Raw genomic sequence first — 14,782 nt, 5'->3', positions numbered from 1 at the left:
GGTTCGGCCGGCGCCGAAGCGTCGTCTACGCCGTGGGCCGCACCTGCTCGTACTGTCGCGTCAGCCCGTCCAGCAGGGCCGTCAGCCCGGTCTCGAAGGCCCTCTCGTCGATCTTCTCCTGCTGTTCGGCGAGGAGGTGGGCCTGCTGGAGGTGGGGGTAGTCGGCGGGGTCGTAGGCGCTCGCGTCGTCCACGAAGCCCCCGGCGAAGGAGCCGAGCGCGGAGCCCATCACGAAGTACCGCATCAGCGCGCCGATGGAGGTGGCCTGCGCCGGCGGCCAGCCCGCGGCGACCATCGCGCCGTAGACGGCGTCCGCGAGGCGCAGTCCGGCCGGGCGGCGGCCCGGGCCCCGGGCCAGCACCGGGACGATGTTCGGGTGGTCGCGCAGCGCGGCCCGGTAGGAGACGGCCCAGTCGTGCAACGCGGTCCGCCAGTCCCGGCCGTCCTGGAACATCGACAGGTCCACCTGGCCGCTCACCGAGTCGGCGACGGCCTCCAGGATCTCGTCCTTGGTGCGGAAGTGGTTGTACAACGAGGGCCCGCTGACCCCCAGTTCGGCGGCGAGCCGCCGCGTGGAGACGGCGGCCAGCCCCTCCGCGTCCACGAGCGCACGGGCCGTCTCGACGATCCGGTCGGTGCTGAGCAAGGGCTTGCGCGGTCGGGCCATGGCGCACATAGTAGGGCTGCACCGAGAAACTAGCAGTGCTAATTTAAATCTACACTTACGGCGTGCAGTGGGGTGACCTGTGGTGAATCTGGGGCTCAGCGAGGAGCAGAGCGCGGTCCGGCAGCTCGCGCGGGACTTCGTGGAGCGCGAGATCACCCCGCACGTCGTCGCCTGGGACCGCGCGGAGGAGGTCGACCGCGCCATCGTCGAGAAGCTCGGCGAGGTCGGCTTCCTGGGCCTGACGATCGATGAGGAGTACGGCGGCTCCGGCGGTGACCACCTCGCGTACTGCCTGGTCACGGAGGAGCTGGGCCGGGGCGACTCGTCCGTGCGCGGCATCGTCTCCGTCTCCCTCGGGCTCGTCGCCAAGACCGTCGCCGCCTTCGGGAGCGAGGAGCAGAAGCGGCACTGGCTGCCCGGCCTCACCTCCGGCGCGTCGATCGGCTGCTTCGGCCTCACCGAACCCGGCACGGGCTCGGACGCGGGCAGTCTCGAGACCCGGGCGGTTCGGGACGGCGACGACTACGTCCTGAGCGGCACCAAGATGTTCATCACCAACGGCACCTGGGCCGACGTCGTCCTGCTCTTCGCCCGCTCCACGGACGCCCCCGGCCACAAGGGCGTCTCCGCCTTCCTCGTCCCCACCGACACCCCCGGCCTGACCCGCCGCACCATCCACGGCAAGCTCGGGCTGCGTGGCCAGGCCACCGCCGAACTCGTCCTGGAGGACGTGCGCGTACCCGCCTCCGCCCTGCTCGGGGAGGAGGGCAAGGGCTTCTCGATCGCCATGTCGGCTCTCGCCAAGGGCCGGATGTCCGTCGCCGCGGGCTGCGTCGGCATCGCCCAGGCCGCCCTCGACGCGGCCGTGCGGTACGCGGGGGAGCGGGAGCAGTTCGGCAGGACCATCGCCCATCACCAGCTCGTCCAGGAGCTGCTGAGCGACATCGCCCTGGACGTCGACGCCGCCCGGCTGCTGACCTGGCGGGTCGCCGACCTGATCGACCGGGGGCGGCCGTTCGCGGTGGAGTCGTCCAAGGCCAAGCTGTTCGCCTCGGAGGCCGCCGTCCGCGCCGCGAACAATGCGCTCCAGGTCTTCGGCGGCTACGGCTACATCGACGAGTACCCGGTGGGCAAGCTGCTGCGGGACGCCCGGGTGATGACCCTCTACGAGGGCACGAGCCAGATCCAGAAGCTGGTCATCGGGCGGGCTCTGACGGGCGTCTCGGCGTTCTGAGTACCTGTCTGAGTACCTCGGCGGATGTGGCGCGGGCCACGTCCGCCGATGCTTTCCCCCATGAGTGACACACCGGGCAAGCAGCAGAACACCGCCGCCTTCTACGGCCAGGCCGTCGCCTCCTTCGCCGTCGCCATGGCGGCCACGGCCATCGGCATCTACCAGTTGAGCGCCGACGCCTGGGTGCGGGCCTTCCTCGCCATCGCCGTCCTGTACCTGGTCACCTCGGCCTTCACCCTGTCCAAAGTGATCAGGGACCGGCAGGAGGGGCCCGGAGCGGTCCCCTCGTACGCCCCCTACGAGAAGCACTGAGCGGCCACACTAAGCGCTCGCTCACCTTCGGCGGTATGGTGTTGCTCCTGCCAGTGGAGAGGGGCGAGCGATGAGTACGGCGGAGGAGACGGCCGGCGGCGAGGCGCAGGCGTGGGGCGAGGTCACGCCCGACGCGGCGCGGCGGCTGCTGGTCGCCGCGGTGGAGGCCTTCGCCGAGCGTGGCTACCACGCCACGACGACCCGCGACATCGCGGGCCGCGCCGGGATGAGCCCGGCCGCGCTCTACATCCACTACAAGACCAAGGAAGAGCTGCTGCACCGCATCAGCAGGATCGGGCACGAGAAGGCCTTGGAGATCCTGCGGACGGCGGCCCGGCGCGATGGCAGTCCCACCGAGCGGCTCGCCGGCGCGGTGAGCTCCTTCGTGCGCTGGCACGCGGGCGGCCGTACCACCGCCCGGGTCGTGCAGTACGAACTCGAGTCGCTGGGTCCCGACGCCCGCGCCGAGATCCTCGCGCTGCGCCGCGAGGTCGACGGCGAGGTGCGCGGGATCATCGAGGAGGGCGTGCGGTCGGGCGAGTTCGACGTCGCCGACGTGCACGGCACGACGCTGGCCGTGCTGTCCCTGTGCATCGACGTGGCGCGGTGGTTCAACGTCGGCGGGCCCCGGACGCCGGAGGAGGTCGGCGAGCTGTACGCCGACCTCGTGCTGCGGATGGTCGGAGCCCAGGGCCCGACGGCCTGAGGGGCGCCGGGCCCCGGCCTCAGAAGTAGTAGCGCGCCACCGACTCGGCGACGCAGACCGGCTTGTCGCCGCCCTCGCGCTCCACGCTGAAGGCGACGGCCACCTGGACGCCGCCGGGCACCTCGTCGACGCCGCTGATCGTCGCGGTGGCCCGCAGCCGGGAACCCACGGGCACAGGGGCGGGGAAACGCACCTTGTTCGTGCCGTAGTTGACGCCCATCCTCACGCCCTCGACGGCGATCAGCTGCGGCCCGAAGAGGGGCAGCAGGGACAGGGTCAGGTAGCCGTGCGCGATGGTGGTGCCGAACGGGCCCGCGGCGGCCTTCTCCGCGTCGACGTGGATCCACTGGTGGTCGCCGGTGGCCTCCGCGAAGAGGTCGATCCGCTTCTGGTCGATGTCGAGCCAGTCCGTGTACCCCAGTTGCTCGCCCACCGCCGACTTCAGGTCGTCGACGGACGTGAAGATCCTCGGCTCTGCCATGTCTTCCAGGCCTCTCGTGTGCGGGGAGTCTGCGCGCTCATATCTCTAAGCGACTGCTTAGCATGGTCGGCCGCGGTGGCTGTGTCAACGGAATCGGTAGGGTTCGCGGGGTGCACCGGATTCCAGAGAAGATCCACGAGCTCACGGTCGGCCAGCTCGCGGCGCGCAGCGGCGCCGCGGTCTCCGCCCTGCACTTCTACGAGTCCAAGGGCCTGATCGGCAGCCGCCGGACCGCGGGCAACCAGCGCCGCTACTCCCGTGACACGCTGCGCCGGGTCGCGTTCATCAGGGCCGCGCAGCGGGTGGGCATCCCGCTGGCGACGATTCGCGAGGCGCTCGCGGAACTCCCCGAGGAGCGCACGCCCACCCGGGAGGACTGGGCGCACCTCTCCGAAGCCTGGCGCGCCGAGCTGGAAGAGCGCATCAAGCAGCTGAACCGCCTGCGGGATCACCTCGCCGACTGCATCGGCTGCGGCTGCCTCTCCCTCGACAGCTGCGTCCTGTCCAACCCGGACGACGCGTTCGGTGAACGGCGCGCGGGCTCCCGCCTGATGGTGGAGCGGGGCCGTCGGGGTCAGGGCTGAGAGGCCCCGGCCGAGGGCACGCCGATCGCCTCACGACCGGCCGTACTCCACCAGCCCCACCGCGACCAGCTCCGCATTGGACCCCGCCCGGGCCCCGTCGGGCCGCACCAGCACGTCCTCCAGTCCGACCCTGGTCGCCAGCCCCAGCCGCCCCGCGAGCCGCAGCACCGGCCACGCACCCCCGTCCTCCCCGTGCAGCAGCACAGGACGGCCGTGCGCGGACCCCAGGTCGGACAGCAGTCCCCGTGCCGAAGCGACCGCGCTCAGCGGGTCCGGGTCCGTCACCTCGGCCAGAACCCGCAGCACCCTCGGCCCCAGCGCCGACGCCGCGAACCGCCTCGCCCCGTCCGTGCCGGACCAGATGCCTGCCTCCACGCCCACTCCGCGCTCCATGAGCAGAGCGGCCGTCTCCTCCGCCCCCGGCTCATGCCAGTTGACCGAGGCGTGGTCGGGCAGCACGGTCCAGCCGCGTATCCGCTCCAGCCGGGCGGCCGGGTCGGGTTCCGCCCACGCGCCCGTGGTCACACCCACCGGCACCGGCACCCGCGCCCGGATCGCCGCCAGCGTCGCGCCGAGCACCCGCGGCGACAACGTGTCCCGTCCGCAGGGCGTCTTGGGATGGACGTGGATGTCCGTCGCCCCCGCGGCCACGGCCCCGGCGGCCGAGTCGGCCATCGACTCGGGTGTCAGCGGCACGGCCACGCCGTCAGCGGCCGTCCGCGAACCGTTCAGGCACACCTGCATCATGGCGTCGATGGTGCCAGTCACCACCGGCAGTGGGGGTGCGGCATCCCCGGCGCACCCCTTCGCGCACCCGCATCCGTCAAGCCGACACCAGCAACCTGGTCCGCCTGGCGTAGGCCAGGGCCTCGGGCGTGAGCACGGGACGCGGCACCAGGATTCCGCAGTCCGCGCAGACCGGACCGGACGAGGGTTCGTGGTCCAGGTCGTACCTCCAGACGAGCTGCGCGCCGCCGCACACCGGGCACGCCGAGCCCGGCTCGCGCTCCAGCGCGGCGATCAGCCGGCGCAGTACCTCGGCCAGCGGTTCACGGGGATGGACCGCCGGGTCGTCGCACCACGCCACGCCGAAACCGCCCCAGGTCAGCCGGTGCCAGTCGTCCACACTGCCCGGCCTGCGCAGTCCGTCGTGCTTCTCCTTCTTGCGGCGCTCGGCGAACTCGACCTCGTAGGCCAGCCAGACCGCCCGCGCCTCCTCCAGCTCGTCCAGTGCGGCCACGAGCCGCACCGGATCGGGAGAGCGGTCCTCGGGACCGAATCCCGCCCGGGAGCAGAGATGGTCCCAGGTCGCCCTGTGCCCGTAAGGGGCGAACCTCTCAAGGCACTTACGCAGCGAATAGCGCCGCAGGGCCAGATCGCACCGCGGATCGCGGACCTGTCTCGCCAGACTCCGGAAACCGGCCATCGTCCTGCACCTCCGTCACACCTGCACCTGTAATCCGGTCACTTCGGCGTCGTCGTAAGGACGTCGCCGAATAGACGTATCGACAAGCGAATCGGCTCCATCCGATTTCAAATGGCCTCCATAAGCGGCCCGAAGAGGCTCGCCAGTCGACTGCCGTGATCCGTGTGTCTGTTGTGCCGACTTCAAAAAGTGACGCTTGTTCATCTTCAAGCCGGGGGATACCGGCGGTAACATCCGGCCCACCCCCGTCGGGAGGAGCCCCCATGCCACGGCGTGCCCCACGCACCGTTCTCGACAGAATGAGAACTCCCAGCGGAATCCCCGGGTTCCTGAAGACAGCATCGGTATGCACCCTGATCGCAGGTCTCTTGTCGCCGCTTGCCCCGGCTGCCGCATCGGAAACAGCGGTCGCGCAGCCCACCGCCGCGGCGAACGACTTCTGCGGGAACCAGTGTTCGGACATCCTCCCGCCCGGCCAGAACGGCAACGCCACCCTCGCCCAGATCCTCCTGAACCAGGCCTTCGGCACCCAGCCCGAGCACGCCGAGGACCAGCTCGGGCCCTACGCGAACCTCGCCAAGGGCTACCCCGCCCTCACCAACGACAAGATCAACACCTTCTTCAACGACGCCTCCTTCGGAGTCCCCGCCGACCAGGTCGCCTCCAGCGTGAAACCCGCCGGACGCGGTGACGTGACGATCGTCCGGGACAAGAAGACCGGCGTGCCGCACATCACCGGCACCACCCGCTACGGCACGGAGTTCGGCGCCGGATACGCGGCAGCCCAGGACCGGCTGTGGCTGATGGACGTCTTCCGGCACGTCGGGCGCGGTCAGCTGACCTCCTTCGCGGGCGGTGCGCCCTCCAACCAGGGCCTCGAGCAGCAGTTCTGGCGGCACGCCCCGTACGGCGAGGCAGATCTGCAGGCGCAGATCGACAACGCCGTCGCCACCAACGGCGAGCGCGGACAGCAGGCCCTCGCCGACGTCAAGGCCTACCTCGACGGCATCAACGCCTACATCGACGCCTCCGACAAGGGGCGCACCTTCCCCGGTGAATACGTACTCACCGGGCACAAGGACTCAGTCACCAACGCCGGCACCATCGAGCACTTCAAGATCACCGACCTGGTCGCGCTGGCCTCCGTCATCGGCGCGCTGTTCGGCTCGGGCGGAGGCGGCGAGGTGAACAACGCCCTCTCGCTCATGGCCGCCCAGGAGAAGTACGGCGTCACCGAGGGCACCAAGGTCTGGGAGTCCTTCCGGATGCGCAACGACCCGGAGGCCGTCCTCACCCAGCACGACGGCAGCTTCCCCTACGGCGCCAAGCCCGCCGACCCGCAGGGCGCTGCCCTGCCCGACGCAGGTTCGGTGGAGCCGGAGCCGCTCGTGTACGACCGCACCGGCAGCGCCGCGACGGCCGCTGCGACCGGCGCGTCCGGTCAAGCCGCGAAAACCGCCACCTCGTCCGCGAAGCGCGGCATGTCCAACGCCCTCGTCGTCAGCGGCAAGCACACGGCCAGTGGCCACCCCGTCGCCGTGTTCGGTCCGCAGACCGGCTACTTCGCCCCCCAGTTGCTGCTGCTCCAGGAGATCCAGGGCCCGGGCATCAGCGCCCGCGGCGCCTCCTTCGCCGGCCTGAGCATGTACGTCGAACTCGGCCGCGGCCAGGACTACGCCTGGAGCGCCACGACCTCGGGCCAGGACATCATCGACTCCTACGCGGTCGAGCTGTGCCAGGACGACTACCACTACCTCTACCGCGGCACCTGCACGCCGATGGAGAAGGTCGAGCAGAAGAACGCGTGGAAGCCCACGACCGCCGACGGCACCGCGGCCGGCTCGTACACCATGCGCGTGTGGCGCACGAAGTACGGCCCCGTCGAGTACCGCGCGACGGTCGGCGGCAAGAAGGTCGCCTACACCACCCTGCGCTCGTCCTTCCTGCACGAGGCCGACTCCATCATCGGCTTCCAGATGCTGAACGACCCGGACTACGTCAAGGGCCCGGACTCCTTCCAGAAGGCCGTCCAGCACATCAACTACACCTTCAACTGGTTCTACGCCGACTCCGAGCACACCGCGTACTACAACAGCGGCGACAACCCGGTGCGCGCGGCCGGCGTCGACTCCGAGTTCCCGGCGTGGGCCCGGCCGGCCCACGAGTGGCGCGGCTGGAACCCGGCGACCAACACGGCCGACTACACCCCGCCCTCCGCCCACCCGAACTCCATCGACCAGGACTACTACGTCTCCTGGAACAACAAGCAGGCCAGGGACTACACGGCCGCGCCCTGGGGCAACGGCCCGGTGCACCGCGGCAACCTCCTGGAGGACCGGGTGAAGAAGCTCGTCCAGCAGGGCGGGGTGACCCGCGCCGCCCTGGTGAAGGCCATGGCGGACGCCGGGCTGGCGGACCTGCGGGCCGAGGACGTCCTGCCCAAGCTCCTGAAGGTCGTCACCGGCGCACCCGTCACCGACCCGGCCGCGGCGGCCGCCGTGAGCAAACTCCAGGCCTGGGTCGCCGCGGGCGGCAAGCGCACGGAGACCGCCGCCGGTTCCAAGAAGTACGCCGACGCCGACGCGATCCGCATCCTGGACGCCTGGTGGCCGCTCCTGGTCAAGGCAGAGTTCGAACCGGGCCTCGGCAGCGAGCTGTACGAAGCCGTCACGGCCAACCTCCCCGTCGACGAGTCCCCGTCGGCAGCACACGGCCCGACCGGCTCGCACGCGGGGAGCTCCTTCCAGTACGGCTGGTGGAGCTACGTCGACAAGGACGTCCGCGCCGTCCTCGGTGAGCAGGTGAAGGGGCCGCTCGCCCGGAAGTACTGCGGCGACGGCAGCCTCGGCGCGTGCCGCGACACCCTCGTCAGCACCCTGAAGGAGGCGGCCGCGAAGACCGCGGCCCAGGTCTACCCCGGCGACGACGTGTGCGCGGCCGGCGACCAGTGGTGCGCCGACTCGATCAACCACCGCACCCTCGGCGGCATCAAGCACGGCAAGATCAGCTGGCAGAACCGGCCGACCTACCAGCAGGTCGTGGAGTTCACCGCACACCGCTGAGGCACCGTCCGGCGGCGGGTCAGCGAACGCGGCCCGCCGCCAGGACCAGCCGGGCCAGCTCCGCGTGCAGGATGTCGCTGTGCGCACCGGCCGGCGGCCCGCCCCGTCTGACCACGGCCGCCGCGTCGACGTTCACGCACCCCGAGGCGGGCAGCTTCGCCTTCAGGGCCTCGGCGAGGGTGTACGCGCGCGTGCCCGGCACCGCCTGCACCCCGTCGTGGCCCATCGCGCCCCACTTGGCGCCCAGGGCCCGCCTCAGGACCGGCTCGGCGGCCGACCGGCTGTCGCCCGCCATCCGCGAGGCCAGCGGGTACACCGTGCCCAGGGCCGTGTCATGCCGGGAGTGACAGCACACCAAGGGCCCGTCGACACGGTTCTGCTGCCCCTGGAGCACCCCTCCGGCCCGGGCGTCGTGCGGCAGCCGGGCCGCGAACGCGTAGTGCGAGAACGCCCCTTGGAGCAGCGTCACCGACTTCACCGTGCGCACCCCCTCGGGAAGCCCCCGCAGCGCGAACGACACCAGCCGCGCGCCGAAGCTGTGCCCGACCAGGTGCACCCGCACCCCTGGGGACGCCTCGGCCAGCTGCCCGACGACCCGGCCGAGCCCCCGCTCACCCACGGTCCCCGCGCGCCGCTTCATCGCGTAGTACGTCGCCTGCCGCAGCAGTTCGTGCGCACCGTGCCAGGGGTTGGGGATCGTGAACCCCCGCGGCGACCCTGGCGCCTCGCACTCCGTCAGCGCCCGTGCGAACTCCTCGCAGGCCGCCGCCGACGGTCCGGCGAACATCTCCGGCTCGCTCTGCGGCACGCCCTCCGCCACCGTGTCCGCGGCGAACAGCGCCTGCGGCCCCGGCGCGACCACCTCCACCAGCGTCCGCACCAGCCGCCCGAACTCCTCCAGCTCGGCCTCCTCCGGCGGCTGCTGCTCCAGCAGCCGGGCGATCTGGTCGACCAGGATCGCCCGGCCCGGGAAGGTCTCCAGCAGCGCGTGCCGGGTGTCCTTGTCCAGCACCGGGCGCCCCGGCGGATCGGCCGCCACGGCCCGCGGGAAGTCCGGGATCGGCTCGTCGGCGAACCGCATCGCCGGCCACAGCACCCCGACGTACCCGATCCGCGCCGCCGGGGCCAGCCGCGGCACGGGCGCGAGGAAGCGGTCGTAGAGGCGGGTGGCCCCGGAGCGGTCGTTGTTCCAGCCGTGCGCGAAGACGATCAGATCCCGCACGCCCCGCTCGGACACCCCGGCGAGCAGCCGGTCGCGAAGGCGGCTCTCCGGGTCCCCGTCCGCGTCGAAGACCAGCTCCCAGTAGGGAGTCACACTCATCGCCGGATCCGCCATGACAGGCCCCCTAGCCCCCGGTGACGCCACGATGTGGCGCATCGTCCTGCCAACGGGGGAGCTTGGCCATACGTCACGGGCGCATTCGGCTCAGCGGTAGAGGAGGTACTTCCGCCGCGTCCTGCGGAACGCCGCCAGGTCCTCCTGCCACCCGGCCACCACCTCGTCGGTCCCCGCGCCCGCGTCGATCATCGTCCGTACGCGCGCGGAGCCGGTGAGCTTGTCGATCCAGTTGTCCGGGCGCCAGGCGAAACCGCTCCAGGCCTTCTTCGCGGTCACGAGCAGGGCGATTCCCGTGCGGACCGGATCGAAGGCGGCCCGGTCGTGCACATGGACCTGCACACCGCCGATCGTCTTCCCCTGGAACTTCGAGAAGGTGGGCGCGAAGTACGCCTCCCTGAACCGCACGCCGGGCAGGGCGAGTTCGTTCGCCGCCGCCGCCCAGCGCCGGTCGACGCCCTCCGCGCCCAGCAGCTCGAACGGCCGGGTCGTGCCGCGCCCCTCCGAGAGGTTCGTGCCCTCGAACAGGCATGTTCCCGAATACACCAGAGCCGTCTCCGGCGTCGGCATGTTCGGGCTCGGCGGCACCCAGGGCAGCCCGGAGGCGTCGTAGAACTCCGAGCGCCTCCAGCCCGACATCGTCACGGTCTCCAGCGGCACGGGCTCGGGCAGAAACTCACCGTTGAACAGCCGCGCCAGTTCGGCGACGGTCATTCCATGGGCCTGGGCGATGGGCTGCCGCCCGACGAACGTGGCGAACTCCTTGTGCAGGACCGGGCCGAGGGCCGCCCGGCCGGTCACAGGGTTCGGCCGGTCCAGCACCACGAACCGCTTGCCGGCGAGCCGGGCGGCCTCCATGCAGTCGTAGAGCGTCCAGATATACGTGTAGAAGCGGGCGCCGACGTCCTGGATGTCGAAGACGACCGTGTCCACGCCGGACGCGGTGAAGACGTCGGCGAGGGGCCGGCCGCTCTTGAGGTAGGTGTCGTAGACGGGCAGGCCGGTCGCCGGGTCGTCGTGGCGGCCCTCGGAACCGCCGGCCTGGGCGGTGCCGCGGAAGCCGTGTTCGGGGCCGAAGACGGCCCTGAGATCCACTCGGGTGTCCGCGTGCATGACGTCGACGATGTGCCGGGCCTCGCGGGTGATGCCGGTGGGGTTGGTGACGATGCCGGTCTTCTGGCCGTCGAGCAGGGCGTAGCCGTCGTGGGCGAGGCGTTCGAAGCCGGTGCGGAGTTGCCCGCGGCGCTGGGCGGCGGATGCGGTGGATGTCGCCGATACGGCTGCCGCCGTGGCGGTGGTGATGACGGCTCGTCTGGAAGGGCGCATGCGGTGACCTCCTTGAGCGGGGACGGTCGGCAGTGGCACGGTATGCGCTCCCGCGGGTCGTGGGGAGGCTGCGGGCCGTCTGTGGCCGGCCGCGCAGTTCCCCGCGCCCCTTTCGGGCGGGCTGTGCTTCCGTTTCGGGGGCGTTGTCGGCCGGCCCTTCCCTGGTACATACCGACCGGTTAGTCTGGCGCCATTGCAGAGCCGCGACCGAGGAGACCGATGGTGGGAGCCTTTCAAGACGCCGGTGTCGTTGTCACGGGGGGTGGCGGCGGAATCGGTGCCGCGTTGGCCCGGCGGTTCGCCGCCGAGGGAGCCCGGGTCGTGGTCAACGACCTGGACGCCGAGCGGGCCGAGCGGGTCGCGGACGAAGTCGGTGGCATCGCCGTGGCCGGTGACGCCTCGGCGGTCGTCGAGGGCGCCCGGGACGCCCTCGGCGGCACCGTCGACGTCTACTGCGCCAACGCCGGTGTCGCCTTCGAGGGCGGGGCCGCCGACGGACCGCTGGACGAGATGGCCTGGGCCGCCTCCTGGGACGTGAACGTGATGGCCCACGTCCGGGCCGCCCACGCGCTGCTGCCCGGCTGGCTGGAGCGCGGCAGCGGACGGTTCGTCTCCACCGTGTCCGCCGCGGGGCTGCTCACCATGATCGGGGCCGCGCCCTACGCCGTCACCAAGCACGGCGCGCTCGCCTTCGCCGAGTGGCTGTCGCTGACGTACCGGCACCGGGGGGTGAAGGTTCACGCCATCTGCCCCCAGGGCGTGCGCACCGACATGCTCGCCGCCACCGGCAGCGCGGGCGACCTCGTGCTCCAGCCGACCGCGATCGAGCCGGAGACCGTGGCGGACACCCTGCTGAAGGGCATCGAGGAGGACAGGTTCCTGATCCTGCCGCACCCCGAGGTCGCCGCCTACCATCAGGCCCGGGCCGGCGACACCGACCGGTGGCTGTCCGGCATGAACCGCATCCAACAGCAGTGGGAGGAGGCCCGATGACCGGCTCCCGTTACGCCGCCAAGCCCTGGCTCGCCCTGCTCAACGACGCCCAGAGGGGTGCGATCAGCCCCGCGGACTCCCTCGTGCACGCCCTGCGCCGGGCCGTGGCCGAGACACCGGGGAGCGACTTCCTGGCCTACTTCGACGGCCGGCTGACCTACCGGGACGTCGACGAGCTCAGCGACTCCGTCGCCGGGCACCTCGCGGCGCGCGGTCTGCGGCGCGGTGACCGCGTCGCGGTGCTGCTGCAGAACTCCCCGCACTTCCTGCTCGCCCTGCTGGGCGCCTGGAAGGCGGGCGCCGTCGTCGTGCCGGTCAACCCGATGTACAAGTCGGGAGAGGTGGCGCATGTCCTGCGGGACGGCGAGGTGGCCGCCCTGATCTGCTCGGACCGGGCCTGGGAGTCGTATCTGCGCGAGACGGCGTCGGACTCGCCCGTGCGGATCGTGCTCACCGGATGCGAGCTGGACTTCCAGAGCCGCGGCGACGCACGTGTGCTGACCTTCGAGCGCCTGCCGCAGGCCCCGGACGCCGACGACCTGGTGACCGTGGCCCGGGCCGGCCACAAGGCGCCCGAGGACCGTGACCCCGGCCCCGCCGACATCGCACTGATCAGCTACACCTCGGGCACGAGCGGCACACCCAAGGGCGCCACCAACACGCACGGCAACATCATGTACAACGCCGAACGGCAGCGCACCGGCCTCGGACTGCCAGAGCGGCCCGTCTACTTCGCGCTGGCGCCGCTGTTCCACATCACCGGCATGGTGTGCCAGCTGGGCGCGTGTCTGACCAGCGGGGGCACGCTCGTGCTGGCCTACCGCTTCGAGTCGGGTGTGGTGTTGGACGCGTTCGCCGAGCACCGTCCGCACTACACGGTGGGGCCGTCCACGGCCTTCATGGCGCTGGCCGCCCACCCCTCCGTCACCCGCGACCACTTCTCCTCCTTCCGGGTGATCTCCTCCGGCGGCGCCCCGCTGCCGCCCGCGCTGGTGGAGAAGTTCCGGACCGGATTCGGACCGTACATCCGCAACGGCTACGGGCTGACCGAGTGCACCGCGCCCTGCGCCTCGGTGCCGCCCGGTCTGGAGGCGCCGGTCGACCCCGTCTCCGGGACCCTCGCCGTGGGACTGCCCGGCCCCGACACGGTCGTGCGGATCGTCGACGAGGCGGGCGAGGAGGTGCCCTTCGGCGAGCAGGGCGAGATCGTCGTCAGCGGCCCGCAGGTCGTGCCCGGCTACTGGCGCCGCCCCGACGCCACCGCCGAGACCTTCCCCGGTGGCGAACTGCGCACCGGCGACATCGGCTTCATGGACGAGCAGGGCTGGCTGTACGTCGTCGACCGCAAGAAGGACATGATCAACGCATCCGGCTTCAAGGTGTGGCCGCGCGAGGTCGAGGACGTCCTCTACACGCATCCGGCGGTGCGTGAGGCCGCCGTCGTCGGGGTGCCCGACGGGTATCGCGGGGAGACCGTCAAGGCCTACATCAGCCTGCGTCCGGACGCCGACACGGACCCGGATGCACTCGCCGCCTACTGCAAGGAGAGACTGGCCGCCTACAAATATCCGCGCCAGGTGGAGATCCTGCCGGACTTGCCGAAAACGGCCAGTGGGAAGATCCTCCGTCGGGAACTGCGTTCCCGTACGCAAGGCAACTGACAGCAGAACGGAAAGGCAGGTGGCGGCAGTGCCCAGGACCACGGACTCGGACGGCACGCCCGTGCCTCAGCGGCTCCTGGCCGCCGCCACCCGGCTCTTCGCCGAGCAGGGCTACGACCGCACCTCGGTGCAGGAGATCGTCGAGGCGGCCGGTGTCACCAAGGGAGCGCTGTACCACTACTTCGGCTCCAAGGACGACCTGCTGCACGAGGTGTACGCGCGCGTGCTGCGCATCCAGCAGGAGCGGCTGGACGCCGTGGCCGGCGCCGACGAGCCGGTCGAGAAGCGGCTGCGGCACGCCGCGGCGGACGTCGTGGTGACGACCATCGAGAACCTCGACGACGCCATGATCTTCTGGCGGTCGATGCACCACCTCAGCCCCGAGAAGGACAAGCAGGTCCGCTCCGAGCGGCGTCGGTACCACGAGCGCTTCCGCGCCCTCGTCGAGGAGGGCCAGAAGTCCGGCGTCTTCTCCGACGTGACCCCGGCGGACCTGGTGGTCGACTACCACTTCGGCTCGGTCCACCACCTGTCGACGTGGTACCGCCCCGACGGCCCCCTCACCCCCCAGCAGGTCGCCGACCACCTGGCAGACCTGCTGCTGCGCGCCCTGCGTCCGTAGCAGCCGCACCGCCTCCCGTTCAGGAGCGGCCGTGGCTGCTCTCCGCGGGGGGATCGGACTGCCGGCGCGTCGTCAGGTACTCGTAGACGCCGGTGAGTTCGAGCAGGCGGCGCAGCGCCGGGCCGACCTCGTCCAGGTGGAAGGCGATGCCGTCCCGGCAGGCGGAGCGGTGGATCTGCAGCAGGGTCGACAGCCCCATGGAGTCGACCAGACCCAGCTCCCGGCAGTCCAGGTGCAGCTCCTCGGCCTTCCCGCCGACGTCGAGAGCCGTCCGCACCCGCTGGAGCAGCTCCGCGCAGGAGTCGTAGTCCAGATCGCCGGTGAGAGCCAGCCGCACGGAGTGCGGGCCGGTGCCGAATGAGGGGGTCACGG

The 14,782-nt window shown here is 71.5% G+C and carries 15 protein-coding genes; 8 read left to right on the top strand and 7 right to left on the bottom strand.

Annotated elements, in window-relative coordinates; all coding sequences use genetic code 11:
• Positions 1–25: 25 nt before the first annotated feature.
• Positions 26–676 carry a TetR/AcrR family transcriptional regulator gene (locus tag ABTX60_RS19580; RefSeq protein ID WP_352098268.1) on the bottom strand — a complete coding sequence of 217 codons (651 nt, stop codon included), beginning with the start codon at positions 674–676 and terminating at the stop codon, positions 26–28.
• Between the two features lie 73 nt (positions 677–749).
• On the opposite strand from ABTX60_RS19580, the gene ABTX60_RS19575 reads away from it, so the two are divergent.
• The 3 genes from ABTX60_RS19575 to ABTX60_RS19565 all read left to right on the top strand — a co-directional run bounded on the left by ABTX60_RS19575 (position 750) and on the right by ABTX60_RS19565 (position 2,919).
• Positions 750–1,901, top strand: coding sequence for an acyl-CoA dehydrogenase family protein (locus ABTX60_RS19575; RefSeq protein WP_352098267.1), 1,152 nt, complete (start codon positions 750–752; stop codon positions 1,899–1,901).
• Positions 1,902–1,961: 60 nt separating this feature from the next.
• Positions 1,962–2,213, top strand: coding sequence for a YiaA/YiaB family inner membrane protein (locus ABTX60_RS19570; RefSeq protein WP_352098266.1), 252 nt, complete (start codon positions 1,962–1,964; stop codon positions 2,211–2,213).
• Between the two features lie 70 nt (positions 2,214–2,283).
• Positions 2,284–2,919 carry a TetR/AcrR family transcriptional regulator gene (locus ABTX60_RS19565; protein ID WP_352098265.1) on the top strand — a complete coding sequence of 212 codons (636 nt, stop codon included), beginning with the start codon at positions 2,284–2,286 and terminating at the stop codon, positions 2,917–2,919.
• 19 nt (positions 2,920–2,938) lie between these two features.
• Here ABTX60_RS19565 and ABTX60_RS19560 read toward each other — a convergent pair whose 3' ends face one another.
• On the bottom strand, positions 2,939–3,400 hold the full coding sequence (locus ABTX60_RS19560; protein WP_352098264.1) for a MaoC family dehydratase: 462 nt from the start codon (positions 3,398–3,400) through the stop codon (positions 2,939–2,941).
• Between the two features lie 110 nt (positions 3,401–3,510).
• On the opposite strand from ABTX60_RS19560, the gene soxR reads away from it, so the two are divergent.
• Entirely contained in the window at positions 3,511–3,984 is a 474-nt protein-coding gene (soxR, locus tag ABTX60_RS19555) for a redox-sensitive transcriptional activator SoxR (protein ID WP_352098263.1), read from the top strand.
• Between the two features lie 30 nt (positions 3,985–4,014).
• On the opposite strand, the gene ABTX60_RS19550 is transcribed toward soxR, so the two are convergent.
• Both ABTX60_RS19550 and ABTX60_RS19545 read right to left on the bottom strand, forming a co-directional pair.
• The gene (locus ABTX60_RS19550; RefSeq protein WP_352098305.1) at positions 4,015–4,731 is read right to left on the bottom strand and encodes a 3-keto-5-aminohexanoate cleavage protein; all 717 of its coding nucleotides are present in this window, start codon (positions 4,729–4,731) and stop codon (positions 4,015–4,017) included.
• Positions 4,732–4,807: 76 nt separating this feature from the next.
• Entirely contained in the window at positions 4,808–5,410 is a 603-nt protein-coding gene (locus ABTX60_RS19545) for a hypothetical protein (RefSeq protein WP_352098262.1), read from the bottom strand.
• 263 nt (positions 5,411–5,673) lie between these two features.
• Here ABTX60_RS19545 and ABTX60_RS19540 point away from each other — a divergent pair, with 263 nt between their 5' ends.
• Positions 5,674–8,472, top strand: coding sequence for a penicillin acylase family protein (locus ABTX60_RS19540; protein WP_352098261.1), 2,799 nt, complete (start codon positions 5,674–5,676; stop codon positions 8,470–8,472).
• Positions 8,473–8,491: 19 nt separating this feature from the next.
• Here the strand turns inward: ABTX60_RS19540 and ABTX60_RS19535 are convergent, their stop codons facing one another.
• Together ABTX60_RS19535 and ABTX60_RS19530 are read right to left on the bottom strand one after the other, a co-directional pair.
• A complete protein-coding gene (locus ABTX60_RS19535; protein ID WP_352098260.1) occupies positions 8,492–9,808 on the bottom strand; it encodes a serine-threonine protein kinase in 1,317 nt (438 codons plus the stop codon).
• Positions 9,809–9,898: 90 nt separating this feature from the next.
• Positions 9,899–11,134 carry an exo-beta-N-acetylmuramidase NamZ family protein gene (locus ABTX60_RS19530; RefSeq protein ID WP_352098259.1) on the bottom strand — a complete coding sequence of 412 codons (1,236 nt, stop codon included), beginning with the start codon at positions 11,132–11,134 and terminating at the stop codon, positions 9,899–9,901.
• A gap of 219 nt (positions 11,135–11,353) precedes the next feature.
• Here ABTX60_RS19530 and ABTX60_RS19525 point away from each other — a divergent pair, with 219 nt between their 5' ends.
• The 3 genes from ABTX60_RS19525 to ABTX60_RS19515 are packed head-to-tail and all read left to right on the top strand — an operon-like array spanning position 11,354 to position 14,410.
• Positions 11,354–12,127: an SDR family oxidoreductase gene (locus ABTX60_RS19525; protein ID WP_352098258.1), complete on the top strand. Its 774-nt coding sequence runs from the start codon at positions 11,354–11,356 to the stop codon at positions 12,125–12,127.
• Positions 12,124–13,788 (top strand): class I adenylate-forming enzyme family protein, encoded by a 1,665-nt coding sequence (locus ABTX60_RS19520; protein ID WP_352098257.1) that lies wholly within the window; start codon positions 12,124–12,126, stop codon positions 13,786–13,788. The genes ABTX60_RS19525 and ABTX60_RS19520 overlap by 4 nt, the downstream gene beginning before the upstream one ends.
• Before the next feature lie 28 nt (positions 13,789–13,816).
• The gene (locus ABTX60_RS19515) at positions 13,817–14,410 is read left to right on the top strand and encodes a TetR/AcrR family transcriptional regulator (protein ID WP_053673962.1); all 594 of its coding nucleotides are present in this window, start codon (positions 13,817–13,819) and stop codon (positions 14,408–14,410) included.
• Positions 14,411–14,429: 19 nt separating this feature from the next.
• Here the strand turns inward: ABTX60_RS19515 and ABTX60_RS19510 are convergent, their stop codons facing one another.
• Positions 14,430–14,780: an STAS domain-containing protein gene (locus ABTX60_RS19510; protein WP_352098256.1), complete on the bottom strand. Its 351-nt coding sequence runs from the start codon at positions 14,778–14,780 to the stop codon at positions 14,430–14,432.
• Positions 14,781–14,782 lie beyond the last annotated feature (2 nt).

This window comes from Streptomyces sp. NPDC126510, assembly GCF_040302345.1.
Lineage (GTDB): Bacteria > Actinomycetota > Actinomycetes > Streptomycetales > Streptomycetaceae > Streptomyces.
This window is presented reverse-complemented; position numbering and strand designations above follow the sequence as displayed.